This is a genomic window from Mammaliicoccus lentus (assembly GCF_947036595.1).
Classification (GTDB): Bacteria; Bacillota; Bacilli; order Staphylococcales; family Staphylococcaceae; genus Mammaliicoccus; species Mammaliicoccus lentus.
On sequence record NZ_OX344834.1, the window covers coordinates 712047 to 736456 of the forward strand.

27 protein-coding genes are annotated in these 24410 nt (G+C 32.6%); 19 read left to right on the top strand and 8 right to left on the bottom strand.

Annotated elements, in window-relative coordinates; genetic code table 11:
* The 3 genes from moaD to moaA are packed head-to-tail and all read left to right on the top strand — an operon-like array spanning position 1 to position 1881.
* Positions 1 to 234, top strand: coding sequence for a molybdopterin converting factor subunit 1 (moaD, locus tag ACNMOQ_RS03310; protein WP_016998780.1), 234 nt, complete (start codon positions 1 to 3; stop codon positions 232 to 234).
* 7 nt (positions 235 to 241) lie between these two features.
* Positions 242 to 832, top strand: coding sequence for a molybdenum cofactor guanylyltransferase MobA (gene mobA / locus ACNMOQ_RS03315; RefSeq protein WP_016998781.1), 591 nt, complete (start codon positions 242 to 244; stop codon positions 830 to 832).
* Between the two features lie 26 nt (positions 833 to 858).
* Positions 859 to 1881: a GTP 3',8-cyclase MoaA gene (gene moaA / locus ACNMOQ_RS03320; protein ID WP_416350248.1), complete on the top strand. Its 1023-nt coding sequence runs from the start codon at positions 859 to 861 to the stop codon at positions 1879 to 1881.
* Between the two features lie 68 nt (positions 1882 to 1949).
* On the opposite strand, the gene ACNMOQ_RS03325 is transcribed toward moaA, so the two are convergent.
* On the bottom strand, positions 1950 to 2990 hold the full coding sequence (locus ACNMOQ_RS03325; RefSeq protein ID WP_416350249.1) for an SDR family oxidoreductase: 1041 nt from the start codon (positions 2988 to 2990) through the stop codon (positions 1950 to 1952).
* Between the two features lie 150 nt (positions 2991 to 3140).
* Between ACNMOQ_RS03325 and ACNMOQ_RS03330 the strand changes: the two genes are divergently transcribed.
* A complete protein-coding gene (locus ACNMOQ_RS03330) occupies positions 3141 to 4340 on the top strand; it encodes a multidrug effflux MFS transporter (RefSeq protein WP_016998784.1) in 1200 nt (399 codons plus the stop codon).
* Between the two features lie 91 nt (positions 4341 to 4431).
* Here ACNMOQ_RS03330 and ACNMOQ_RS03335 read toward each other — a convergent pair whose 3' ends face one another.
* Positions 4432 to 4689 carry a hypothetical protein gene (locus tag ACNMOQ_RS03335; RefSeq protein ID WP_016998785.1) on the bottom strand — a complete coding sequence of 86 codons (258 nt, stop codon included), beginning with the start codon at positions 4687 to 4689 and terminating at the stop codon, positions 4432 to 4434.
* 129 nt (positions 4690 to 4818) lie between these two features.
* Between ACNMOQ_RS03335 and ACNMOQ_RS03340 the strand changes: the two genes are divergently transcribed.
* The 3 genes from ACNMOQ_RS03340 to ACNMOQ_RS03350 all read left to right on the top strand — a co-directional run bounded on the left by ACNMOQ_RS03340 (position 4819) and on the right by ACNMOQ_RS03350 (position 10712).
* Positions 4819 to 6069: a lipid II:glycine glycyltransferase FemX gene (locus ACNMOQ_RS03340; protein WP_026023597.1), complete on the top strand. Its 1251-nt coding sequence runs from the start codon at positions 4819 to 4821 to the stop codon at positions 6067 to 6069.
* A gap of 116 nt (positions 6070 to 6185) precedes the next feature.
* A complete protein-coding gene (locus tag ACNMOQ_RS03345) occupies positions 6186 to 9359 on the top strand; it encodes an efflux RND transporter permease subunit (protein ID WP_416350250.1) in 3174 nt (1057 codons plus the stop codon).
* 195 nt (positions 9360 to 9554) lie between these two features.
* The gene (locus ACNMOQ_RS03350) at positions 9555 to 10712 is read left to right on the top strand and encodes an aminotransferase class I/II-fold pyridoxal phosphate-dependent enzyme (RefSeq protein WP_416350251.1); all 1158 of its coding nucleotides are present in this window, start codon (positions 9555 to 9557) and stop codon (positions 10710 to 10712) included.
* A 51-nt stretch (positions 10713 to 10763) separates the two neighbouring features.
* Here ACNMOQ_RS03350 and mspA read toward each other — a convergent pair whose 3' ends face one another.
* Positions 10764 to 11084 (bottom strand): membrane stabilizing protein MspA, encoded by a 321-nt coding sequence (gene mspA, locus ACNMOQ_RS03355; RefSeq protein WP_016998789.1) that lies wholly within the window; start codon positions 11082 to 11084, stop codon positions 10764 to 10766.
* Between the two features lie 15 nt (positions 11085 to 11099).
* Positions 11100 to 11267, bottom strand: coding sequence for an SE1832 family protein (locus ACNMOQ_RS03360; protein ID WP_016998790.1), 168 nt, complete (start codon positions 11265 to 11267; stop codon positions 11100 to 11102).
* 50 nt (positions 11268 to 11317) lie between these two features.
* Between ACNMOQ_RS03360 and ybaK the strand changes: the two genes are divergently transcribed.
* Both ybaK and ACNMOQ_RS03370 read left to right on the top strand, forming a co-directional pair.
* Positions 11318 to 11800: a Cys-tRNA(Pro) deacylase gene (gene ybaK, locus ACNMOQ_RS03365; RefSeq protein ID WP_016998791.1), complete on the top strand. Its 483-nt coding sequence runs from the start codon at positions 11318 to 11320 to the stop codon at positions 11798 to 11800.
* 103 nt (positions 11801 to 11903) lie between these two features.
* A complete protein-coding gene (locus ACNMOQ_RS03370) occupies positions 11904 to 12815 on the top strand; it encodes an AEC family transporter (protein ID WP_016998792.1) in 912 nt (303 codons plus the stop codon).
* An 87-nt stretch (positions 12816 to 12902) separates the two neighbouring features.
* On the opposite strand, the gene ACNMOQ_RS03375 is transcribed toward ACNMOQ_RS03370, so the two are convergent.
* The 3 genes from ACNMOQ_RS03375 to ACNMOQ_RS03385 all read right to left on the bottom strand — a co-directional run bounded on the left by ACNMOQ_RS03375 (position 12903) and on the right by ACNMOQ_RS03385 (position 15660).
* Complete coding sequence (locus ACNMOQ_RS03375; protein ID WP_016998793.1) at positions 12903 to 13688, bottom strand: glucose 1-dehydrogenase; 786 nt, start codon at positions 13686 to 13688, stop codon at positions 12903 to 12905.
* A 27-nt stretch (positions 13689 to 13715) separates the two neighbouring features.
* Positions 13716 to 14573 carry a GRP family sugar transporter gene (locus ACNMOQ_RS03380; RefSeq protein ID WP_016998794.1) on the bottom strand — a complete coding sequence of 286 codons (858 nt, stop codon included), beginning with the start codon at positions 14571 to 14573 and terminating at the stop codon, positions 13716 to 13718.
* Between the two features lie 220 nt (positions 14574 to 14793).
* Positions 14794 to 15660: a GNAT family N-acetyltransferase gene (locus tag ACNMOQ_RS03385; RefSeq protein ID WP_016998795.1), complete on the bottom strand. Its 867-nt coding sequence runs from the start codon at positions 15658 to 15660 to the stop codon at positions 14794 to 14796.
* Positions 15661 to 15803: 143 nt separating this feature from the next.
* Here ACNMOQ_RS03385 and ACNMOQ_RS03390 point away from each other — a divergent pair, with 143 nt between their 5' ends.
* Both ACNMOQ_RS03390 and ACNMOQ_RS03395 read left to right on the top strand, forming a co-directional pair.
* The gene (locus tag ACNMOQ_RS03390) at positions 15804 to 17939 is read left to right on the top strand and encodes a DNA topoisomerase III (RefSeq protein WP_070044891.1); all 2136 of its coding nucleotides are present in this window, start codon (positions 15804 to 15806) and stop codon (positions 17937 to 17939) included.
* Between the two features lie 206 nt (positions 17940 to 18145).
* The gene (locus ACNMOQ_RS03395) at positions 18146 to 19480 is read left to right on the top strand and encodes an NCS2 family permease (RefSeq protein WP_016998797.1); all 1335 of its coding nucleotides are present in this window, start codon (positions 18146 to 18148) and stop codon (positions 19478 to 19480) included.
* Positions 19481 to 19511: 31 nt separating this feature from the next.
* Here the strand turns inward: ACNMOQ_RS03395 and ACNMOQ_RS03400 are convergent, their stop codons facing one another.
* Positions 19512 to 19880: a hypothetical protein gene (locus ACNMOQ_RS03400; protein WP_016998798.1), complete on the bottom strand. Its 369-nt coding sequence runs from the start codon at positions 19878 to 19880 to the stop codon at positions 19512 to 19514.
* A gap of 313 nt (positions 19881 to 20193) precedes the next feature.
* Here ACNMOQ_RS03400 and rpsJ point away from each other — a divergent pair, with 313 nt between their 5' ends.
* The 8 genes from rpsJ to rpsC all read left to right on the top strand — a co-directional run bounded on the left by rpsJ (position 20194) and on the right by rpsC (position 24409).
* Positions 20194 to 20502 carry a 30S ribosomal protein S10 gene (gene rpsJ, locus ACNMOQ_RS03405; protein WP_016998799.1) on the top strand — a complete coding sequence of 103 codons (309 nt, stop codon included), beginning with the start codon at positions 20194 to 20196 and terminating at the stop codon, positions 20500 to 20502.
* A gap of 32 nt (positions 20503 to 20534) precedes the next feature.
* The gene (rplC, locus tag ACNMOQ_RS03410; protein WP_016998800.1) at positions 20535 to 21197 is read left to right on the top strand and encodes a 50S ribosomal protein L3; all 663 of its coding nucleotides are present in this window, start codon (positions 20535 to 20537) and stop codon (positions 21195 to 21197) included.
* Positions 21198 to 21226: 29 nt separating this feature from the next.
* Positions 21227 to 21850 (top strand): 50S ribosomal protein L4, encoded by a 624-nt coding sequence (gene rplD, locus ACNMOQ_RS03415; protein ID WP_064204194.1) that lies wholly within the window; start codon positions 21227 to 21229, stop codon positions 21848 to 21850.
* Positions 21850 to 22128, top strand: a complete 279-nt coding sequence (gene rplW / locus ACNMOQ_RS03420) for a 50S ribosomal protein L23 (RefSeq protein ID WP_103268767.1) — start codon at positions 21850 to 21852, stop codon at positions 22126 to 22128. Before rplD ends, rplW begins: the two co-directional genes overlap by 1 nt.
* Before the next feature lie 32 nt (positions 22129 to 22160).
* Complete coding sequence (gene rplB, locus ACNMOQ_RS03425; RefSeq protein ID WP_016998803.1) at positions 22161 to 22994, top strand: 50S ribosomal protein L2; 834 nt, start codon at positions 22161 to 22163, stop codon at positions 22992 to 22994.
* 63 nt (positions 22995 to 23057) lie between these two features.
* On the top strand, positions 23058 to 23336 hold the full coding sequence (gene rpsS, locus ACNMOQ_RS03430) for a 30S ribosomal protein S19 (RefSeq protein WP_016998804.1): 279 nt from the start codon (positions 23058 to 23060) through the stop codon (positions 23334 to 23336).
* 25 nt (positions 23337 to 23361) lie between these two features.
* A complete protein-coding gene (gene rplV / locus ACNMOQ_RS03435) occupies positions 23362 to 23727 on the top strand; it encodes a 50S ribosomal protein L22 (protein ID WP_016998805.1) in 366 nt (121 codons plus the stop codon).
* A 28-nt stretch (positions 23728 to 23755) separates the two neighbouring features.
* The gene (rpsC, locus tag ACNMOQ_RS03440) at positions 23756 to 24409 is read left to right on the top strand and encodes a 30S ribosomal protein S3 (protein WP_016998806.1); all 654 of its coding nucleotides are present in this window, start codon (positions 23756 to 23758) and stop codon (positions 24407 to 24409) included.
* Position 24410: the final 1 nt, after the last annotated feature.

A 24410-nucleotide genomic window follows, 5' to 3' on the forward strand; every position in this document is an offset into this window, starting at 1 on the left:
ATGAAAGTATTGTATTTTGCTCATTTAAAAGAATTATTAAACAAAAAAGAAGAGCAAATTACGCTCAATAAAACATACTCTGTGTTAGAATTTAAGCAATATTTATTTGAAAATTATCCGGAATTAAAAGGAGAAATTTTTCAAATAGCTGTTAATGAGGAGTTTGTGCAAGATGATGACACAATAACTAGTGATGCTACAGTTGCACTTATTCCACCAGTTAGTGGAGGGTAAAAGAAAAATGATAGCAATAATTCTAGCTGGAGGACAATCCAGTCGTTTTGGTTCACCAAAAGCTTTTGCAACAATTGAAGGAGAAGTATTCTATAAAAAAATTATTAAAACTTTGAATCAAACCAACTTATTCGAGAGAATTGTAATAAGTACAAATGAAACTTTAAAAGATTCATTTGATTATAGTGATGTTGTAGTAGATGAACCAGTATATGCAAATAACGGTCCATTAAGCGGTATATACAGTGTAATGGAATCATACGATACCGAATGTTATTTTGTGATTGCATGTGATACACCGATGGTAACTGAAAAATCTATCAGTTATTTATATCAATTTTTTATATCTCGAGTAATGGAGGAACAGCTAGATATTGCTGGATATGAAGCGAATGGTTTTAAAATGCCAACATTAGCATTTTACAGTCATCGTGTTAAAAGTGAAATTAAACAATCTTTAGATCAAGGTCAATATAGAATGAAAGAAATATATGAAAATAGACCTGCACAATGGTTAGATGTGGATGAAATAAATAATCAACATAATTGGTATAAAAATATTAACTATCAAGAGGATTTGAAAGAAATAGAGCATTAACTGTTGTAGGTAGAGGGGGCGTTACGATGAATCAAGCAATCAAGGATAAATTAGGACGACCAATTAGAGATTTAAGAATATCTGTTACGGATCGTTGTAATTTTCGATGTGATTATTGTATGCCAAAAGAAATATTTGGCGATGACTTTGTATTTTTACCTAAACAAGAACTGCTCAGTTTTGACGAAATCATCCGTTTAGCTCGATTATACAGTAGCCTTGGTGTTGAAAAAGTAAGAATTACAGGAGGAGAACCTCTTTTAAGACGTGATTTGTATAAATTAATCCAAGGTATTAATGAAATTGAAGGTATTAATGATATTGGTTTAACAACGAATGGTTTGTTGCTAAAAAAACACGGCCAAAATCTATACGATGCAGGATTAAGAAGGATTAATGTCAGCATAGATGCATTAGATAATGAACTATTTAAATCGATTAACAACCGTAATATCTCTGCTTCACAAATACTTGAACAAATTGATTACGCTAAGAAAATAGGTTTTAAAGTAAAAGTAAACGTAGTTATACAAAAAGGTATTAACAATCAAGAAATTATACCTTTAGTAGAATACTTTAAAAATAACAATATTGTCGTAAGATTTATAGAATTTATGGATGTAGGAAATGATAATGGTTGGAATTTTGATAAAGTAGTCACGAAAAAAGAAATGCTAGAACAAATCGGTCAACATTTTGAAATCGAACCAGTAGAATCAAGTTATTTTGGCGAGGTCGCGACTTATTACCGACATAAAGATAATGGTGCTCAATTTGGATTAATTACAAGTGTATCTGCATCATTTTGTTCTTCATGTACAAGAGCAAGAATCTCCTCAGATGGAAAATTTTATGGTTGTCTTTTTGCTGAGAAAAATGGTTATGATATAAAAACTGAATTGCGAGATGGAAAGACAGATAATGAAATATTATCAACACTCAAACATTTATGGAATATTCGAGATGATAAATATTCAGATGAAAGAACGGAAGCAACAGTGGCGAGACGTAAGAAAAACAAAATCAACATGAATTATATTGGTGGTTAAACGTAAAAAAACAGCAACCTGTTAATTTTAAAATAACGGGTTGCTGTTTCATTTGTATAAAGAAACCTTTATTTTTCAAAATATACACGAATAATCATATCTAGTGCATCATGACTCAATTGTAAAGTGTCTTTACCTGCTTGATTCATCATATATGCTGTATTTTCATCGTTAAAGTTAATGGATTTTGAAAAATAAGGTGCAAATACATCTATAAAACTATTAAGCACTCTTTCTTCATCTGTAATGGTATTAATTTCAGATATAGGTGCGACTTCTAATTGATGAAAATCTAAATGTTTTTTTATTGTTTCAAAAATAAAATCATTTGAAGGCGGATAATTATTTGTTGCATGATAAATTTTTTGATTTTCTGCATAATCACAAGCCACCGTCAAAACATCTACAACATAATCAACAGGTACAAAATTAGAAGTATGTGTGCTATCTCCAAATAATCTGTATACAGTTTCAATGTTTTTATTAGTGATTCTTCGTTTAAACACTTTTAAAGCTTTCATAAATCCATATAATGTAAATTTAGAATCTGCTTCTCCAGTTACTGAATCTCCTATAATGATAGCTGGTCTTATGATAGATGTTGCCATATCTTTTTCCTGAGCGACTAAATGTTCAGCTTGTACTTTAGAAGCTTCATATGGGTTGTTTGTTGGTGCATCTTTCGGGTGAAGTTCTTCATAGGCTAATTCTTTTTCACCTATTGTGTAAGCAGTGGATACGTAAAGGAAATGTTTACTATTCAGCTTTTTCGCTAATTCTATTGCATGCTGAGTACCCGTATAATTAATTTGGAACAATTCATCAGCTAATTCAAAATTAAACTTCACTAAAGCAGCTAAATGATAAAATTTATCTATTTGTGGTATGTCTTTAATTTGATTTTCACTAACGTTACAATTTTCATTCGTAATATCACCATAAATAAAATGCATTCTTTCATGATATGATTCTTCCACTTTATTTAATAGCATTAATTTCTTTTGTTCAGATCTGTATAAAATGTAAAAATTCTTGTGCGCATCTTTAGCAAGTGATTTTATTAATTCAGCACCTACAAAGCCTGTTGCACCGGTTAAAAATATATTCATTATTTCACTCCGTTACTTTGTTTCTGACTATATTTTGAATGATGGTTTCGTGAAAGTAAAGCGTTTATATATCGTAATAAAATATAATATTGATATTTGAAATTTAAAAAGCATATAATAGAAAGTATTATACATAAAGGAGCATGTCTTATGATCGAACAAAAGAAGGCTAAACCTTCGTTATTTTTAATTATTATATTAGGCTTATTAACTGCTTTTGGTCCATTCTCTATTGATATGTATTTACCTGCATTACCTGAGATAAGTAATGATTTTAATACAAGCACATCGAATACACAGCTTACTTTAACATTATTTATGATAGGTTTAGCAATAGGACAAGTATTTGTAGGACCACTGTCAGATTTTATTGGTCGTAAGAAACCTTTAATGGTTGCGTTGGTTGTCTACACTATCGCTTCGATATTATGTGTGTTTGCTCCAAATATATATGTCGTGATGGCTTTAAGATTTGTTCAAGGTTTTACCGGCGGAGCAGGTGCAGTTATTTCCCGGGCAATGTCGAGTGATTTATATTCCGGAAAGGCTTTAACTAAATTTTTAGCTGTATTAATGCTCGTTAACGGTGTCGCGCCTATATTAGCACCTGTGCTAGGGGGGATAATACTTGAATTCTCTACTTGGAAAACTGTCTTTTTAGTACTGACAGCTTTTGGAGCGATAATGTTCTGCTTATCATTTTATAAATTAACAGAATCATTACCTGAAAATAATCGTTCTTCGGGTAGAATAAGCGAAATTTTAGGAGACTTTAAAGAATTATTAAAAAATCCAAAATTCTTATTACCATTATTTATACAAGGTAGTACTTTTGCATTACTGTTTAGTTATATTTCAGCATCACCATTTATCGTACAATCAGTATATGGCGTTTCCTCTTTTGCTTTTAGTTGGATGTTTGCTTTTAATGGACTTGGTTTAATATTTTCAGGACAGTTGGTTAATAAATTGGTTGATCGTTTTGATGAACATACATTGATGAAAGTATTCGCTTTTGTACAAATTATAGGCGTTATTATAGTATCTCTAACGTTGTTAAATAGTTGGTCAATTTGGATACTTATGATTGGTTTCTTTATTTTAGTAAGTCCTGTTTCTGCAATTGGTACTACAGGATTTTCAATAGCTATGGCAAACAATAAACGTGGTGCCGGAAGTGCTTCTAGTTTATTAGGATTATCACAATTTGCATTTGGAGGACTTGTAACACCACTTGTCGGGATAAAAGGAGAACACGATGTTATACCATATGTATTAACAATTGTCATAGTTTCACTCATTTTAATCATTTTATTCATGATTAATAGAAAAGTGTTTAAAGTTAATTAAACTTAATAGATATAATTAAATTCTCCCAGTCCAGTGGATTGGGAGAATTATGCTGAGCAGAGGTTAGCACCAAAACTCAAGATGTTTGAATTTAATTAGAATATACATTAAGGTATACATTCTGAATAATTATTGATAAATGACCTAAAGCAACAAGTGCACTTAAAATTGCTAAAGTTAGTGTGGATTTATTAGCATTTTCAAGGATGAATACTATGCTCAATAAAAAGCTGAATGCAACAAGTATAACGCGGTAACTTAAAAAATTGATTTCAATATCAACGTTTAAACTTGTAACAATCATGATAGTATTGAGTATAATGAACAACACAAGTAATAATTGTCTCATTTATTTCAATCCTAACTTTATGGTTTTGTTTATTAAGTATAACAAATGTTAGGCTAATACGTGAAATTAATGAACGTTTCATTGTATAATTAAGAAACGAATTGATAAAAAGGAGATTTATAAATGGCGATTAAAAAAATGAATATCACTCATGAGCAACATGATGAATTTGTAAAGCAACATCCTAATGGTGATATGTTGCAACTTACAAAGTGGGCAGAATCCAAAAAGCTTACAGGTTGGTATTCTCGTCGTATTGCTGTAGGTGACGGTGAAACACTTACTGGTGTAGCGCAAATGTTATTTAAAAAAGTACCAAAATTACCTTACACATTGTGTTACATATCAAGAGGTTTTGTAGTAGATTACAAAGATGAAAAATCTGTAAAAATGCTTTTGGAACTCTCGAAAGAATTAGCTAGAAATGAAAAAAGTTATGCGATTAAAATTGACCCTGATATTGAAGTAGAAGAGTCAGAAGGTGTATTAGAATTTTTAACTTCTTTAGGATTCAAACATAAAGGTTTTGAAGATGGTTTAAGTAAATCATATATTCAACCACGAATGACGATGATTACTAAAGTAGATCAATCTGAAGAAGATTTAATGCAAAGCTTTGATAAGCGTAATCGTTCACGTGTGAGAAACTCGTTAAAACGAGGAACTGATTTAATTATAGGAAATAGAGACGATTTAAAAATCTTTGCGCAAATCATGGAAGAAACTGGCGAACGTGATAATTTCTTAACTAGAGATTTGTCATACTTTGAAAACATCTATGACCATTTACATCCAGATGGAGATTGTGAGTTATTCTTAGTCAAAGTTGTTCCAGATAAAGTTCTTAAAGATTTATTTAAAGAACGTGATGCTTTATTAGAAGAAAAAGAAAAACTAGAAAATAAACGTCAAAATAAGAAAGTTGTAAACCAACTAAAAGATGCAGAAGAAAAGCTAGGAAATTATGAAAAACGCATTCAAGAAATGGAAGAACTTAAAGAGAAAAAACCAGATGGCGTTTATTTATCAGGTGGTATTCTTATATTTAGTGGTAAAAAATCATATTATTTATATGGTGCTTCTTCAAACGAGTATCGTGAATTTTTACCGAACCATCGTATGATTATCGAAATGATGCGTTTTGCTAAAGAAAAAGGTGCAACTAAGTTTGACTTTGGTGGCACTGACAATAACCCAGACCAAGATCATGAACATTATGGTTTATGGGCATTTAAACGTGTTTGGGGAACATACTTAAGCGAAAAAATTGGTGAATTTGATTATGTATTAAATAAACCAATTTATACAGCAATAGAAAAGGTTAAACCGGCTGTTACAACTTATAAGAGAAAAATAGAGAAAAAAATAAAGAGAAATTAAGATTAATAAAGCACTAAAAATTAAAAATTTTTAGTGCTTTATTCTCTGTTAGTTGTATGAATAGTGACCGTTATATTATAGAATGAGTTAAGAAAAGATAAATAGGGGGAAAACGAGTGGTTCAAAAAATGATAAAGTTCTCACTCAATAATAAATTTGCCATTTTGTTAATGACAATTATTATATTATTGGGTGGCGTATATTCAGCTTTTAAAATGAAACTTGAGTTATTACCGGATGTAACAACACCAGTTATTACAGTCACAACGCCATATCCTGGTGCTACACCCGAAAGTGTACTTGATAATGTAACAGAGCCTGTAGAAAAACAAGTACAAAACTTAGAAGGTGTAGAAAATGTAACGAGTCAATCGTTAGAAAATGCATCTGCCATCACATTAGAATATACATACCAAACAGACATGGATGAAGCAGAAACAGAATTAAGAAAGAAATTAGAGGAACTTGATTTACCTGAAGGCGTTCAAGACCCAGACATGAGTAGAATGTCTATGTACTCATTCCCTGTAGTCAGTTATTCAATTTCTGATAAAAATGATAATTTAGAAAAAGTTACAAAACAAATGGAATCAGATTTAATTCCTAAGCTTGAAAAAGTTGATGGAGTTGAAAGTGTGTCTTTATCAGGACAAACATTGGAAGAAGTTAACTTAGAATTTAATCAAAATGAACTTACTAAACGAGGTTTGTCAGAAGATGAAGTTCTTCAATATATCGATGGTGCTACAAAAGAATCGCCATTAGGGTTATATACTTTCGGAGATGACTTGAAATCTATAGTAGTCGATGGTCGTTTCACATCAATTAAAGCATTAAAAGATTTAGAAATTCCAATGACTGGTGGCGCTTCGAGTGGTGGAGACCAGCAAGCTAGTCAAGGAGGCGCTAGTCAAGCAGAACAGGCAAGTCAAGCACAGCAAGCAAGGCAAGGCGATGAAGAAAGTTCTGAAGCATCGCAAAGTATTCCAACAGTAAAACTGTCAGACATTGCTGATGTTAAAAAAGAAAAGAAACGAGATTCAATTTCAAAAACTAACGGCAAAAATGCCCTTGCGTTACAAGTTACAAAAGCTACGGATGCCAATTTAGTGGATGTAGTAGATAATGTAGATAAAGAAGTTGAAGCTTATAAGAAAGATCATAAAAATATTGAATCAGTACAATTAATGGAAACAGCTTCAACTATTAAAGACTCTGTATCTACAATGGTTGAAAAAGCGTTGATAGGTTCAATTGTAGCTGTAATCATCATACTCTTCTTCTTAAGAGACTTGAAATCAACAATTATAGCAATGGTATCAATACCAATGTCATTACTAATGGCTTTAATAGGGTTAAAGGCGTTAGATGTTTCACTTAATATTTTAACATTAGGTGCCTTAACAGTAGCGATAGGTCGTGTAATTGACGATTCGATTGTCGTTATAGAGAATATTTATCGACGGATGACGGATAGCGCTGAAAAGTTAACTGGTGGAAAATTAATCACGAGTGCAACTAAAGAAATGTTTATTCCGATTATGTCATCTACTATCGTTACAATTGTCGTATTCTTACCATTAGCGTTTGTAACTGGTCAAATCGGTGAGATGTTTAGACCATTTGCTTTAGCAGTAGCATTTAGTTTACTTGCTTCATTACTAATCGCGTTAACGATAGTACCAGTGTTATCACACATATTCTTTAAAAATGGTATTAAAAAACGCAAAAAAGAAAAAGGCAATTGGTTAGCTGGTAAATATAAAAATGTATTAAAATGGAACTTAAATCATAAGTGGCTTGTTATATTACTAAGTCTTATACTTGTCGTAGCGAGTATCGTTTTAGTATTTACTCCGTATATTGGGAAATCATTTATAGATACTGGTGAAGACAAGATGTTAGCACTAACTTATAAACCTTCACCTGGTGAAAAAGAAGAACAAGTTGTTAAAAATGGTGAGCAGGCAGAAAAGTATTTATCAAAAGATAAAAATGTAGACTTTGTTCAATATAGCGTCGGTGGAGAAAATCCATTCAATCCGTCAGCTCAAAATGATATGGCTTTAATGGTGAAATATGATAAAGATACTCCAAATTGGGACAATGTTGGTAAAAAAGTAATGGATCACATTGGAACATTTGATCATAAAGGAGAATGGAAACAACAAGACTTTTCTACAGGCGGTACAGCAAACGAAGTATCTGTTAAAGTTTCTGGACCATCAACTGAAGCAATAGAAGATACAGTTAAAAGTGTAGAAAAAGAAATTGCTAAAGTAAGTGGAGTTGAAAACGTAAGTTCAAACCTTTCTGAATCATATGAACAGTATGATATTGAAGTAGACCAAAATAAAGCAACGAAACTCGGCTTATCAGCTGGTCAAATTGCAATGACACTTAATCAAACAACACAAGATAAAGTCGTTACAAAATTAAATGACGATGGTAAATCTATAGATGTGAAATTGACTAAGGATGAAAAAACAGACTGGTCAGAAGACAAATTAAAAAATACAAAATTAACGACACCATTAGGTAAAGACGTTAAATTGAGTGAGATAGCATCACTTAAGAAAACAACTTCACCTGATACAATTACGAGAGAAAATGATAAAATATCCGTTTCAGTAGATGCAAAAATTACTGCAGACGATGTTGCCAAAGTAACATCTGATGTTAATCAAAAAGTATCTAAATTGGATAAACCTAATGATGTAGATGTAAACGTAGGTGGTACCAATGATGATATTAATGAAGCAATAGAACAATTAGTGTTGGCAATGGCAGCTGCGATATTAATCGTTTACTTAGTTATTGTCTTAACATTTAAAGGTGGATTAGCACCATTTGCGATACTATTCTCATTACCAGTATCTATTATTGGTGTAGTAGCTGGATTGTTAATTACGCAAGAAACAATTTCAGTTCCAAGTATGATTGGTATGTTAATGCTTATTGGTATCGTTGTAACCAATGCGATTGTATTAATAGATAGAGTTATTAATATGGAACAAAGCGGTATGTCAACACGAGAAGCTTTAATTGAAGCAGCAGGAACACGTTTACGTCCGATATTAATGACAGCTATTGCTACAATTGGTGCTTTAGTACCGTTGTTATTCGGTGGTGGAAGTTCTGTACTGATATCTAAAGCATTAGCTATAACTGTTATAGGTGGACTTGTTTCATCTACGATATTAACATTATTAGTTGTACCAATTTCATATGAAATCATTATGAAATTTAAAAAGAAAATATTTAAAAACCTAAGTGAAAGGGTAGAATAAATATTTTATATAGTCATTAGAAATTAATCAGAGGTAATTCTTATTATTAAGAGTTTTCCTCTGATTTTTTAATTTTTAAATAAAATGATATAATTCTTAGTAAATTAATCAGCTAAAGCTTGTGTGATATATATACTCTGATAGAATATATTCATATAGTATTTATTCGAATTTATTTGATAAGGAGTCGTTATAATGGGAACATCTCGATTATTGTCTCAAATACCTGATAGTTATTTTGGTAAGACGATGGGGCGCAAAGTTGAACACGGACCGTTACCACTTGTTAACATGGCAGTAGGTATTCCAGATGGGGAAACGCCTAAAGTGATCGTTGACGAATTTATTAATGCGATTCAAAAACCGGAAAATCAAAAATATGGAGCTTTTCACGGGAAATCGACATTTAAACAAGCAATAGTAGATTTTTATAAGAGGCATTACGATGTTGAATTAGATCCAGAAGATGAAGTGTGTATATTATACGGTACTAAAAATGGTTTAGTCTCATTACCAACTTGCGTAGTAGAACCTGATGAAAATGTCCTATTACCCGATCCAGGATATACAGACTATTTAGCTGGTGTTTTATTAGCGAGAGCCAATCCTTATCCGCTTGAGTTAAAGCCTGAACATCATTACTTACCTAAATGGGATGAAGTAAATCAAAACGTTTTAAAAAATACAACATTAATTTATTTAACTTATCCAAACAATCCCACTGGTTCAGTAGCAACGACTTCATTCTTTGATGAAACAATTCAAAGATTTAAAGATACGTCCACTCAAATTGTGCATGATTTTGCTTACAGTGCTTTTGGATTTGATGAAAAGAATCCGAGCATTTTGCAATCTAAAGATGCTAAAGAAACTGCAATTGAAATATATTCACTATCTAAAGGTTATAATATGTCTGGTTATAGAGTAGGTTTTGCAGTGGGTAATAAAGAGATGATAGCAGCGCTAAAAAAATATCAAACTCACACACATGCTGGTATGTTTGGTGCATTACAAGATGCAAGCACATTGGCATTAAATGAATGTGATGACTTTTTAAATGAACAAAACGAAATATTTAAAGAAAGAAGAACAAAGTTTGAAGCTGCTTTAAATGAAGTGAATATACCATTTGAGCCGATGAAAGGTGGTATATTTTTATGGTTAAAAGTTCCACCGAAGTTTGATGGTGAATCTTTTGTAGAATATTTACTTAAAGAACAATCGATTTTAGTAGCACCTGGCATTCCATTTGGAGAAAATGGTAAATATCATGTAAGAATATCATTAGCCTTGGATGATGAACAATTATATGAAGGTGCGAAAAGATTACAAAGCTTAGCGGATTTATATTAATAAAAAAGAGTCCAGAACAATTATTTATGGCCCGGACTCTTTCGACATTAATTAAAAAATAATAAATATTAAAATAACATAAATAATGAGAATGAAAATTGTCATTAAATTAAGTAATTGAATACCTTTTTTATCTTTCACACGATATTTAAATGCTGTAATTTCTATATTTAAAACTAAGCATAGCAATACAGCTAGTAACCACCAGTATTGAAGTGGAAAAGTAAATATCATACTTCCTAAAAAGACTAATAACATAAGTCCCATGATAAAACGTAAAGCTTGAGTTAACATCGTATGAAGTTGATAAATACTTAAATAGCTTATGATAAGATAAATAAGTGTGAATAATAAAAGAATTAAAATTAACATGGTTGCTTCCTTTCGTTAATCTTGATTTAATTGAGCACGTACTTTACTAATTTCATCCTCAATTTGTTCGAGTTGCTTTTCTAACATTTGAGTTGCTTGACCTGTAGATTCTCGCTTTTCTAAATCATTTTGAATACGAATATAATCATATTTAAGTTCAGACAATTGTTGGTTTAAATCCATAATTGAAACACTCCTTTATATTATTGAATGAATTAAAGTTGGTGACAAAGATGAAAAAATTAAAAACGAATGCTATGCGTATACTTGATCAGCACAATATATTTTATCATATCCACGAATTTAAAATAGGGAAAGAACATATTGAAGGGGATCAAGTTGCAAAACTTATACAAAAACCAGTAGAGCAAGTATATAAAACATTAGTTCTAATGAATGATAAAAATGAGCATTATATTTTTGTAATACCAGTAGTTGAACATTTAGATATTAAGAAAGCAAGTAAGTCTGTTGGACAGAAAAAGCTTGAATTACTACCACTTGATCAACTTACAAAAGTAACAGGGTATGTAAGAGGTGGTTGTTCTCCAATTGGTATGAAAAAATCTTTCAAAACAATTATTGATGACAGTGCTCAGTCTTTATCAAGTTTTATTATAAGTGCTGGTAAGAGAGGGTATCAAGTTGAAATAGACCCAAATGACTTAGCAAGTATAATTGATATTGAGTTTCATGATATATTAAAACATAACTAAATTAATTTTAGTATAATTAAAAAGAATTTCAAACAAAAAGTGTGCATAAAAATTAAACAATGTTAACATATAAAAATGTGAGTTTTACGAGAGAAGTGATAAAATGACTGAAAATTTCATAATGATAATCTTATTGATTACATTAGGGTACATACTTAAAAAGTTGAAATTCTTTAAAGCTTCTGATGGTAATGTATTAGCTACACTAGTACTAAACGTAACTTTACCATCATTAGTTATCGTCAATTTGAACGGATCAGACTTGGACTTATCTTTAGGTTGGCTACCTATATTAATGATTTTATACGGTGTTTTAGCTAAGTTACTTATTATATGGTTATTCAAGAAAAAATATAATAATCAAATAAGAGGTACAGTAGGGATGATGGCCGCTTCTGTAAATATCGGCTTATTTGCTTATCCGTTGGTGGCACAAATATGGCCTAAAACAGGGTTATTATATTTTGGTATGCTAGATATCGGTACGGCGATTATTATGTTTGGAGTAACTTATTTTGTAGGCAGTTACTTTAATGATGGTGGAGACCAATTTGATTTCAAACAAATGGGCGTAAAATTATTAAAAACTGTGCCTCTAATGACTTATATTATTATGTTCATTTTAAACATATTAAACATACAAATACCAGGAAAAGCGATAAACTTCTTTGAAATTATATCCAACGCTAATATGCCATTGTCTATGATATTATTAGGCTTATTCCTTAACTTCAAAATTGAAAAGGCATATTTACCAATCGTTGTTAAATATTTATTATTCCATTATGGGTTCGGTCTATTAATGGGACTACTTGTCCATTTCTTCTTACCAGTTTCTGATCCAATGATTAAAACAACATTATTAATTGGCTGGTTGTTGCCGATAGGTGTATCAGTGCTTTCATACGCTATTACTTTCAAATATAAAACGTTGCCTATTGTCGGCATGGCCACTAATCTAAGTATTATTATTTCAATTGTGATTTTATATATGTATCAGTTATTATTTGTATAGAAAAAGCGTATGAGACATAAATAATTCAAGAAAAAAATGCTCCTAATTCGTTAATTAAAAATCTAACGAGTTAGGAGCATTTATATATTAACCTTTACCACCCATAAATGCTGGGTAGTTAGTCATTCCGCCATCTACATAAATAGTTGTACCGTGTACATAGCTTGCTTGTTCAGATGCTAAGAATGCATTAATGTTGGCTACTTGATATGCTTCACCAATTTCATTTAATGGTATCATTTCTAATGTTTCATCTCTTGTAGTAGGATCCGAGAATTTTTCACGTGTATGTTCTGTAACAATAGCACCTGGTGAAACGTTATTAATTCTAATACCGTATTTACCGTATTCCATTGACATTGTTTCCATCATTAATTTTAAACCGCCTTTACTTGCAGCGTAGTTAACGTAGTTTGGCCATGGAATTTTATCATGAACACTTGCTGTGTTAATAATTTGTCCTTTAATATCATGTTCTAAATAATATTTGACCGCTTCTCTACTACCTAAGAAAGCACCAGTTAAGTTGATATCTATTACTTTAGACCATTCTTCTGTACTCATTTCGTGTGTTGGTATAGGCTTTTCAAAACCAGCATTATTAATCATAACATCTATTCGGCCAAATTCTTCGTGAGCTTTTTGTATTAAGTTTTTAATATCTTCTTCTTTAGATACATCACCTTGAACAGCAATTGCTTTGCTGCCTGAATCTTGAATAGTTTTTACAACTTCTTCCGCTTCTTCTGAATTGTTGAGATAGTTAATAACGACATTAGCGCCTTCTTTTCCAAAACGTTCTGAAGTTGCTTTACCTATACCGCTATTACCTCCTGTAATGATAACGACTTTATCTTTTAAATCATTATACATATTAAACACTCCTTCTCTTTAATTTAATTATCCTTTAGCAAAACCTATAATAAATGCTGCGATAATTATGAGAACTATACCAATCCAAATGAAAGTCATTTGGCGTTTTGTTTTTTGTTCGCCTAATAAGAATATACCCCCTAAAGTGGAGACGATAACTAACATTTGTGAGAATGAGAAACTTGTTCCAACCCCAACTTTTGGTTGAGAGATAAATAGGAACATGTTACCTAATGCCCATACTATACCTGGTAATAAATTAAAAGTTGTATATTTAACGGATGGCTTATGTTTAAATGATAAAATCACACCACCGATAACCATACCTATAGATTGAGGGAATAAAGCGTCCCATCCTTCTACGCCAAATACTTGGCCGATTACAACGTAAACTACATAACCAACAGTTGAAATAAGTAAAATCGGTATTGCTTGGCCGAATTTTTTAGAATTACCACTGCTAGTTGAACCTTTCTTCTGCACAGAAGTAAAAATAACACCGATGATTAAAAGAACTAATCCTGTTAATCCAAGTGCAACTTGTGTGCCAGTATCCCATTCACCTAAGAATGCGGCACTAAATAATGTTGTACCCAATAGTTGTAAACCTGTAGATATTGGCATTGTTAAAGAAACACCAATTAAATCAACACTCCGTAATTGGAATCCTTGTCCTAAAGCCCAGAAGGCACCGGAAATCATCCCTATAATAATAGTACGGAATGTAAATTCTACATCTCCAAAAATGAAGAGTAATATACCTATAATAAATGCACCGATAGTCGTACCTAAAATTTGATTATAAGGTCCACCACCGACTTTCACATTAATTAATACAACGCTCCCCCAGAACAATGCTGGTAACAGAGCTATAAGATAATCCATATGGACAACTCGCTTTCTATAATTGAATTCATCTTCCATTTTACCCATTATTAAATATGCAAAACAATTAATAAACTTAATAAATCGCTTACAATGTTAAATTACAATAAAAAGTCTGGAACATAGATTATGTTCCAGACTTTTTATATATTGGCAGTACCTGACTAGGATTGAAAATACGCTTATATCAAGCTTTTTTCAAACTTAGTCATCCCGCTTCCTAAGAGAGGCGAACGTACTTGAAATGATGCACTTCGTTTGTAATTTTAAATCCAACTTTCTCATATAGAAGCTGTATTTGTTCGTGGTTTTTACTGTCAACATGAATGCGTACTGTTTCAACTTCATTATGATTGAAAGCTTGAGTTGTAGCATAATGAATCATTTGAAAAGCGATGCCTTGTTTTCTGTAATCTCTATGTGAAGCAAGATAAGGAATAGTTGCCAAGTGTTTTGGTATATCTATTGAAAGATAAATGTATCCTTTTACGAGACCTTCCGCCATAAATAAATATAAAGCGTGGTCATCATCTAAAGAATCTATTATATCTTCAGAAGTTACTTCACTATCTATGAAACTTTTAGAATGAAGTTTATCGAACGAATAAAAATATGGTTTACTGTAATGAATCATTTGATGTTGTTCCTCTATTTCGTGAGGGGGCTGGTGTATTTCAAGTGTATATTGTGTTTCAACATAGCCTGCTCGCAATGCTTTTAACTTACTATTGTTGAGTATGTGGTTTTTATGTAAAGATATGTGACAATATTTAACTTCTGGATGATTATTTAAAAGCATATCCCAAGCTTCTTTTAATGATTGTAAAGTTTTTTCAGAAGTGTCATTTACGATAGGGCCCCATACATTTACAGTTTCTTTATCTACTTTTTCGAAACCTAGAATCCCGGTTATTTCTTCATTATTGTAAAGATAGAAAAAAGATTGTTCATCAAATTTGTTATTTAAAGATGACTTAATACTATCAATACAATCTGGAATATATTGTACATGATTTTCATCTTGAATGTTTTTCTCTTGTATATACTGGGCGACAGGATCGATTTGCTTAAGTGGAAGTATTTGCATGAAAGTCACTCCTTTAATGGACATCGATTATTTATAATCTATTATACGATTAATTGTCTTGTTATAAAAGTTTTTGATAACTTTAGATGGATAATCATCCGTGTTATACTAATAAGAATGAAAAAAGAATGGGTGAAATAATTATGAAAGCATTAATTCTTGCTGAAAAACCATCTGTTGGTCGTGACATTGCTAAAGCAATGGGCGTGAATGATCAAAAGAAAGGTTATTTCGAGAACAAACAATATATTGTGACATGGGCGTTAGGTCATTTAGTTACGAATGCAACACCAGAGGAATATGATAAGAAATTTAAAGAATGGAAATTAAGTGAACTTCCTATTATCCCTGATTATATGAAACATGTTGTTATTAAAAAGACGCGCAGTCAGTTTAATACTGTACAACATTTAATGAAACGTGATGACGTTCAATCAATAATCATTGCAACTGACGCGGGGCGAGAAGGTGAGTTAGTAGCAAGATTGATTATCGAAAAAGCTAAAATAAAGAAACCAATAAAAAGATTATGGATTAGCTCAGTTACTGAAAAGGCAATTAGAGAAGGATTCAAGAATTTAAAACCTGGTAAAGCATATGACAATTTATATAAAGCAGCATTATGTAGAAGTGAAGCGGACTGGATTGTTGGAATAAACGCAACACGAGCACTAACTACTAAATACGATGCACAATTATCTTGTGGTAGAGTGCAAACACCAACATTGAATCTTGTTAAGATGAGACAAGACGAAATACAGTCATTTAAACCTGAAAGATATTATCAGATGAACGTTGAAGTGGACGGTTATAAATTCAAATGGCTTACACAAAATAGTGACCGTATTTTTGATAAAGAAAAAATCGAAAGCTTGAAAAATAAATTACAAAATAAAAAAGGCGAAATTAAAAAAGTTAATAAAAAGAAGAAAACTAAATACCCTCAAAAATTATACGATTTAACTAGCCTTCAACAAACAGCTTACCAACGCTATAAGATGAGCGCTAAGGAAACGTTAAATACTATGCAAACTTTATACGAACAGCATAAAGTTTTAACTTATCCAAGAACAGACTCAAACTATTTAACAAGTGATATGGTTTCATCATTAAAAGATAGGGTGTCTACTTTAACTGCTACACCATTAAAATCATATGCTGTACCGTTAATTAAAAAAGAAATACGCGCAGGGAAACATTTTGTTGATAATACAAAAGTATCGGATCATCACGCAATTGTTCCAACAGAAGTTAGAGCAAATATGGATCAATTATCACCGAGAGAACAAAAAATATATATGCTAGTAGCTGAGCGATTTTTAGAAGTATTACTTCCACCATATCAATATGAAGAAACAACTGTTGATTTAACTGTAGAAGGTGAGACTTTTAAATTGGTTCAAGAAGTAGCAATTGATTTAGGTTTTAAAGCAATTCATCAAGAAGAAGCGGTTGTTAAAGCATTACCATTTAAGGAACACGAACAAGTGGTCATCCAAAAAGTAAATGTCATTGGAAAAGACACAGAGCCACCAGCTTACTTTAATGAAGGAACATTATTAAAAGCTATGGAATCACCACAATTATTCTTTAACTTGAATGATAAGAAAATGTCTAAAACATTAAATGAAACTGGTGGAATAGGTACTGTAGCTACACGAGCAGATATTATCGAAAAGTTATATAGTTCTAATGTTATAGAAGCTGTGCAAGGTAAAATTAAAATAACACCTAAAGGCAAACAATTATTAAACTTAGCACCTGAGCAACTAACATCTCCGGCATTAACTGCTGAATGGGAAATGAAACTTACACAAATTGAAAAAGGTCAGTATCAGAAAGAAGCTTTTATGAAAGAGATGAGAAGTTTTACGAAAGAGATTATTTCTGATATAAAAAATAGCGATGACAAATTTAAGCATGATAATTTAACGGCTACAGAATGTCCTACGTGCGGGAAATTCATGTTAAAAGTTAAAACGAAAAATGGCCAAATGTTAGTTTGCCAGGACCCTACTTGTAAAACGAAGAAAAATCAACAAAGAGTTACAAATGCTAGATGTCCAAACTGTAAGAAGAAACTTACGTTATATGGTACAGGGAAAACGGCAGTGTATCGTTGTGTATGTGGACATACTGAATCGCAAGAACACATGGATAAAAGACTTAAAAATAAAAAGACAGGTAAAATCAGTAAAAAAGAAATGAACAAATATATGAAAAATGAAGAAGTTGAAAATAATCCATTTAAAGATGCCTTAAAAGATTTAAAATTATAAAATTAAACATCAACAATGTTACGTACGAAATGTCATTGTTGATGTTTTTTATTTATATATAATGAAGGAATTACGATTCAAATTGCTTTGTAGTTACAAATACGAACATAATGTGAATGTTTTTAATCAATGTTCGTAAAAGTATTGATTTTTAAACATTACAGTAATACAATGTACAGTGTTGAAATTAATAAAGGAGTCTTGAAATGAAACGATACTTTAAATTTGATGAGCTAGGCACAAGTTATAAGCGAGAAATACTAGGTGGGCTAACAACATTTCTATCAATGGCATACATATTAGCAGTTAACCCTTCAATGTTAAGTTTAGCTAGTGTTGAAAATATACCTGATTCTATGAGAATGGATCAAGGTGCAGTATTCGTAGCGACAGCATTAGCAGCGTTAGTTGGTTGTTTATTCATGGGAATTATAGCTAAATACCCAATTGGTTTAGCACCAGGTATGGGATTAAATGCATTTTTTGCGTTTACAGTAGTATTAACTATGGGTATTCCATGGCAAACAGGATTAACGGGTGTACTATTTTCAGGTGTGATATTTGCTTTTCTAACAATGAGTGGGTTAAGGGAAGTTATCATTAATGCTATACCGTTTGAACTTAAGATGGCAGTTTCAGCAGGTATAGGTTTATTTATAACATTTGTAGGTTTACAAGGAGCAGGTATTGTTCAAAAAGAAGATTCTACTTTAGTAACTTTAGGTACAATGCACAATCCAGAAGTATTATTAGCAGTATTCGGGATTATCATCACTATTATATTGATGGCGAAAAAAATTCCAGGATCTATTTTTATTGGTATGGTATTAACGGCAGTTGGTGGATTAGTAACAGGCTTAATCGACATGCCAAGTAGCGTGGTAGGTAAAGTACCAAGTGTTGCACCAACATTCGGTGCAGCATTTGAAGCTTTTGGAGATTTATCCACTATATTTAATGTGCAATTCTTAATCGTTGTATTAACTTTCTTATTTATTGATTTCTTTGATACAGCAGGTACATTAGTTGCAGTAGCAAACCAAGCAGGTTTAATGAAAGATAATAAGTTACCTAGAGCTGGAAAAGCACTATTCTCAGATTCATTAGCTACTATAGTAGGGGCTATTTTCGGTACATCTACAACTACAAGCTATATCGAATCAAGCGCAGGTGTTGCTGTAGGTGCAAGAACAGGTTTTGCAAGCGTAGTAACCGGTCTTTGTTTCTTAGCCGCGTTATTATTCTCTCCATTAATGTCAGTTGTTACAAGTGCTGTAACAGCACCGGCATTAGTTATTGTTGGTGTGTTAATGGTAAGCAACCTAGGTAAAATTGATTGGCAGAAATTCGAAATAGCAGTACCGGCATTTTTAACTATGATTATGATGCCATTAACTTATTCAATTGCGACAGGTATAGCATGCGGATTTATTTTCTATCCTATTACTATGATAGTTGCAAAGAGACACAAAGAAATACATCCTATAATGTATGGTTTATTCTTTGTATTCGTAGCATATTTCATGTTTGTTCATTCATAAAAAAAGTCACGTGCATAAGCGCGTGACTTTTTTAATCTTTATAAGTAGTTTTGAACGATTTAGATGGAATGTACACAGGGGCTATTATAATTGTAAATAAGAAAATAACCATTAATACGACCATTAATATGTGTAATAACCATCCAACAACGGGAATGATAGAAATAAAACTCGCAATTAATCCTATTAAAGGTATGACAAAAATAGCTTTGACAGAATTTTGATTATCTATTAACAATATCAATGTAGATATGAAATATAAAGAACCATTAAATACAAGGGCATTATAACCAGTTGAAAGAACAATGCTCCCACCTATAAAAGGAATAGCTAATAAAAGTTCAGAAATTACTAATATAATAGAAAGAACAAGTAATACTGACTTGATTCCTCTTTTCATGTTTTCACCACCTGTTAAAATACTTTTTACATTATAACATTTAGATTACAAATTATCTATTTTAAATTATCTATTGAAAAGGTAAAAGAATTCCGTTATAATACATGGGTATGTGCTAGATAAAACTTAGAGAAATATATGATTATCTATTGATTAATGGATGCAAATCATGTATCATATCTAATGTTGGACTTTAAGAAGCGATGAAGCGAGAGGTTACTGACACACCCGGCCGCTTTGCCATGGCGGTGTGTAAGAGAGTTTTCGTGGAGAAGTCTATCACTATAAAGTAGACGAACAAGGAGGGAAAATTATGGCAAAACAAAAAATTCGTATCCGTTTAAAAGCGTATGATCACCGCATGATCGATCAATCAGCAGAGAAAATTGTTGAAACTGCTAAACGTTCAGGAGCTCAAGTGTCTGGTCCGATTCCGTTACCAACTGAAAAATCAGTTTATACAGTAATCCGTGCCGTTCACAAATACAAAGATTCACGTGAGCAATTCGAACAACGTACGCATAAACGTTTAATCGACATTCTTAACCCTACACCTAAAACAGTTGATGCTCTTATGGGCTTAAACTTACCATCTGGTGTAGACATCGAAATCAAATTATAATTCATTCAAAATAACAGGAGGTGCGACTTTCGATGACCAAAGGAATCTTAGGAAGAAAAATTGGAATGACTCAAGTATTCGCAGAAAATGGTGAATTAATACCAGTAACTGTAGTAGAAGCTAGTCAAAACGTTGTATTACAAAAGAAAACTGAAGAAGTAGATGGCTATAACGCTCTACAAATCGGTTTTGAAGACAAACAAGCATATAAAAAAGATCGTAAATCTAATAAATATGCTACTAAAGCTGCTGAAGGACATGCTAAAAAAGCTGGTTCAGCACCTAAGCGCTTCACTCGTGAATTCAGAAACATAGATGTTTCAGCATACGAGGTAGGTCAAGAAGTCACTGTAGATACATTCCAAGCAGGAGACATTATTGATGCAACAGGCGTTTCTAAAGGTAAAGGTTTCCAAGGCTCAATTAAACGCCATAACTTCGCACGTGGACCAATGAGTCACGGTTCTCATTTCCACAGAAGCCCTGGTTCAATGGGTATGGCTTCAGATGCTTCTAAAGTATTCAAAGGTAAAGGATTACCTGGCCGTATGGGAGCAAACACAGTAACTATGCAAAACTTAGAAATCGTTAAAGTAGATGCAGAGAACAATGTAGTTCTTGTAAAAGGAAATGTTCCAGGTCCTAAAAAAGGCTTAGTAAAACTTACAACTTCAATCAAAAAAGGTAATAAATAATTATTTAGGTGAAAGGAGGAAACAACATTATGGCTAATTTTGATGTATTAAAAGTAGATGGTTCTAAATCAGGATCTATCGAATTAAATGATAGTGTATTTGGTATCGAACCAAACCAACACGTATTATTTGAAGCAGTTAACTTACAACGCGCTTCATTACGCCAAGGTACTCATGCAGTTAAAAATCGTTCAGCAGTTCGTGGTGGTGGACGTAAACCTTGGAAACAAAAAGGTACAGGACGTGCTCGTCAAGGTACAATTCGTGCGCCACAATGGCGTGGTGGTGGTATCGTATTCGGACCAACACCAAGAAGCTATTCTTACAAAATGCCTAAGAAAATGCGTCGTTTAGCATTACGTTCTGCATTATCTGCAAAAGCAAATGATAACGAATTAGCAGTATTAGAAGCATTCAATTTTGATGCTCCTAAAACTAAAGAATTAAAAAATGTAATGAGCAATTTAGAACTTTCTAAAAAAGTATTATTCATCGTTGATGCTTTAGATAACAATGTTGAATTATCAGCTCGTAACATTCCAAGTGTAAAAGTTATTGACGCTCAAAGTTTAAACGTCTTAGATATTTTAGACGCTAACAAAGTCGTAATAACAAAAGCAGCTGTGGATAAAGTAGAGGAGGTGCTCGGATAATGGAAGCAAGAGATGTTATTAAGCGCCCCGTAATCACAGAGAAATCTTCATCAGATATGGGATTAGACAAATACACATTTGATGTAGATACTCGTGCAAATAAGACACAAGTTAAAATCGCAATCGAAGAAATTTTCGACGTTAAAGTAGACTCAGTTAACATCATGAACATTAAAGCGAAAGCTAAACGTGTTGGTCGTTACAATGGTTTCACTAACAAACGTCGTAAAGCAATCGTAACTCTAAAAGACGGTTCATCAATCGACTTTTTCAACTAATAAACAATTACCATTAAGGAGGTAAAACGACAATGGCTCTTAAAAAGTATAAGCCAATTACAAATGGTCGTCGTAATATGACTTCTTCAGATTTCGCTGAAATCACATCAACGACTCCTGAAAAATCATTATTACAACCGCTTCCGAGAAAAGCGGGACGTAACAACCAAGGTAAATTGACAGTTCGTCACAGAGGTGGCGGTCATAAACGTCAATACCGTGTAATTGATTTCAAACGTAACAAAGATGGAATTCCAGCTAAAGTAACAACAGTTGAATATGATCCAAACCGTTCTGCTAATATTGCATTAGTAGTATACGCAGATGGTGAGAAAAGATATATCCTTGCTCCTAAAGGTTTAAAAGTAGGACAAGAAATTTTCAATGGTCCAGAAGCAGATATCAAATTAGGTAACGCATTAGCATTACAAGATATCCCAGTTGGTACTACAATTCACAATATCGAATTAAAACCAGGTAAAGGTGGACAATTAGTTCGTTCTGCTGGTACAAGTGCTCAAGTACTTGGTAAAGAAGGTAAATACGTACTAGTTCGTCTAAAATCAGGTGAGGTTCGTATGATTTTATCTACTTGCCGTGCTACAATCGGACAAGTTGGTAACATTGCTCACGAATTAATCACAGTTGGTAAAGCCGGCCGTACTAGATGGATGGGTAAACGTCCTACAGTTCGTGGTTCTGTAATGAACCCTAACGATCACCCACACGGTGGTGGTGAAGGTCGTACACCAATCGGTCTTGATTCACCAATGTCTCCATGGGGCAAACCAACACTTGGTAAGAAAACTCGTAAGAAAAGCCAACGTTCATCTAAATTTATCGTTCGTGGTCGTAAGAAAAAATAATAATACCTTATTTACGTGTGCGGCTTAAATGCCGCGCGCAATAATAAGAAGGGAGGCGCCATAATGGCTCGTAGTCTTAAAAAAGGACCTTTCGTTGATGATCATTTAATGAAAAAAGTTGAAGCTCAAAACGAAGGTGAAAAAAAATCAGTTATTAAAACATGGTCTCGTCGTTCAACAGTATTCCCTAATTTTATAGGACATACAATTGCAGTATATGATGGTCGTAAACACGTACCAGTTTTCATTACTGAAGACATGGTTGGTCATAAATTAGGAGAGTTTGCTCCTACACGTACTTATAAAGGGCACGCTGCAGACGACAGAAAGACTAAACGCTAATTTCTAAAAAGAGGAGGAAGTCACAATGGAAGCAAAAGCGGTTGCTAGAACAATAAGAATCGCACCTCGTAAAGTGAGATTAGTTTTAGATCTTATTAGAGGTAAAGAAGTGGCAGAAGCAATTGCCATCTTAAAATTAACGAATAAAGCAACATCACCTGTTGTTGAAAAATTATTAATGTCAGCATTAGCAAATGCAGAACATAACTATGATTTAAATCCTGATACTTTAGTAGTAAGAGAAGCTTACGCTAATGAAGGACCTACATTAAAACGTTTCCGTCCACGTGCACAAGGTCGTGCAAGTGCGATTAACAAACGTACTAGCCACATTACAATCGTAGTTGGCGAAAAAGAAGTTAAAGAAGCTAAAGAAGTTAAAGAAGCATAATTAACCAAATCATTAAGGAGGGAATATAGTGGGTCAAAAAATTAATCCAATCGGACTTCGTGTCGGTGTAATTCGTGACTGGGAAGCAAAGTGGTATGCAGATAAAGACTTCGCAACACTTTTACATGAAGACTTAAAAGTTCGTAAATATATCGCAGAAGCATTAAAAGAAGCTTCAGTTTCAAGTGTTGAAATTGAACGTGCAGCAAACCGCATCAATATTGCAATCCACACTGGTAAGCCAGGAATGGTTATTGGTAAAGGCGGTTCAGAAATAGAAAAATTACGTAATAAATTAAACGCATTGACTAACAAAAAAGTACACATCAACGTTATCGAAATCAAAAAAGTTGATTTAGATGCTACATTAGTTGCGGGTAACATTGCTCGTCAATTAGAAAATCGTGTATCTTTCCGTCGTGCTCAAAAACAAGCAATCCAACGTGCAATGAAATTGGGTGCTAAAGGTATCAAAACACAAGTATCTGGTCGTCTAGGTGGCGCGGATATCGCTCGTGTAGAACAATATTCAGAAGGAACTGTTCCACTTCATACACTACGTGCAGACATTGATTTCGCACATGAAGAAGCCGACACTACGTACGGTAAACTAGGTGTTAAAGTATGGATCTACCGTGGAGAAGTTCTTCCTACAAAGAAGTCTAGTGAAGGAGGAAAATAAT

What these genes read in the sequence shown, in the direction of transcription:
- moaD (WP_016998780.1), top strand. Translation starts at nt 1, where the DNA reads ATGAAAGTATTGTATTTTGCTCATTTAAAAGAATTATTAAACAAAAAA.
- mobA (WP_016998781.1), top strand. Translation starts at nt 242, where the DNA reads ATGATAGCAATAATTCTAGCTGGAGGACAATCCAGTCGTTTTGGTTCA.
- moaA (WP_416350248.1), top strand. Translation starts at nt 859, where the DNA reads ATGAATCAAGCAATCAAGGATAAATTAGGACGACCAATTAGAGATTTA.
- ACNMOQ_RS03325 (WP_416350249.1), bottom strand. Translation starts at nt 2,990, where the DNA reads ATGAATATATTTTTAACCGGTGCAACAGGCTTTGTAGGTGCTGAATTA.
- ACNMOQ_RS03330 (WP_016998784.1), top strand. Translation starts at nt 3,141, where the DNA reads ATGATCGAACAAAAGAAGGCTAAACCTTCGTTATTTTTAATTATTATA.
- ACNMOQ_RS03335 (WP_016998785.1), bottom strand. Translation starts at nt 4,689, where the DNA reads ATGAGACAATTATTACTTGTGTTGTTCATTATACTCAATACTATCATG.
- ACNMOQ_RS03350 (WP_416350251.1), top strand. Translation starts at nt 9,555, where the DNA reads ATGGGAACATCTCGATTATTGTCTCAAATACCTGATAGTTATTTTGGT.
- mspA (WP_016998789.1), bottom strand. Translation starts at nt 11,084, where the DNA reads ATGTTAATTTTAATTCTTTTATTATTCACACTTATTTATCTTATCATA.
- ACNMOQ_RS03360 (WP_016998790.1), bottom strand. Translation starts at nt 11,267, where the DNA reads ATGGATTTAAACCAACAATTGTCTGAACTTAAATATGATTATATTCGT.
- ybaK (WP_016998791.1), top strand. Translation starts at nt 11,318, where the DNA reads ATGAAAAAATTAAAAACGAATGCTATGCGTATACTTGATCAGCACAAT.
- ACNMOQ_RS03370 (WP_016998792.1), top strand. Translation starts at nt 11,904, where the DNA reads ATGACTGAAAATTTCATAATGATAATCTTATTGATTACATTAGGGTAC.
- ACNMOQ_RS03375 (WP_016998793.1), bottom strand. Translation starts at nt 13,688, where the DNA reads ATGTATAATGATTTAAAAGATAAAGTCGTTATCATTACAGGAGGTAAT.
- ACNMOQ_RS03380 (WP_016998794.1), bottom strand. Translation starts at nt 14,573, where the DNA reads ATGGATTATCTTATAGCTCTGTTACCAGCATTGTTCTGGGGGAGCGTT.
- ACNMOQ_RS03385 (WP_016998795.1), bottom strand. Translation starts at nt 15,660, where the DNA reads ATGCAAATACTTCCACTTAAGCAAATCGATCCTGTCGCCCAGTATATA.
- ACNMOQ_RS03390 (WP_070044891.1), top strand. Translation starts at nt 15,804, where the DNA reads ATGAAAGCATTAATTCTTGCTGAAAAACCATCTGTTGGTCGTGACATT.
- ACNMOQ_RS03395 (WP_016998797.1), top strand. Translation starts at nt 18,146, where the DNA reads ATGAAACGATACTTTAAATTTGATGAGCTAGGCACAAGTTATAAGCGA.
- ACNMOQ_RS03400 (WP_016998798.1), bottom strand. Translation starts at nt 19,880, where the DNA reads ATGAAAAGAGGAATCAAGTCAGTATTACTTGTTCTTTCTATTATATTA.
- rpsJ (WP_016998799.1), top strand. Translation starts at nt 20,194, where the DNA reads ATGGCAAAACAAAAAATTCGTATCCGTTTAAAAGCGTATGATCACCGC.
- rplC (WP_016998800.1), top strand. Translation starts at nt 20,535, where the DNA reads ATGACCAAAGGAATCTTAGGAAGAAAAATTGGAATGACTCAAGTATTC.
- rplD (WP_064204194.1), top strand. Translation starts at nt 21,227, where the DNA reads ATGGCTAATTTTGATGTATTAAAAGTAGATGGTTCTAAATCAGGATCT.
- rplW (WP_103268767.1), top strand. Translation starts at nt 21,850, where the DNA reads ATGGAAGCAAGAGATGTTATTAAGCGCCCCGTAATCACAGAGAAATCT.
- rplB (WP_016998803.1), top strand. Translation starts at nt 22,161, where the DNA reads ATGGCTCTTAAAAAGTATAAGCCAATTACAAATGGTCGTCGTAATATG.
- rpsS (WP_016998804.1), top strand. Translation starts at nt 23,058, where the DNA reads ATGGCTCGTAGTCTTAAAAAAGGACCTTTCGTTGATGATCATTTAATG.
- rplV (WP_016998805.1), top strand. Translation starts at nt 23,362, where the DNA reads ATGGAAGCAAAAGCGGTTGCTAGAACAATAAGAATCGCACCTCGTAAA.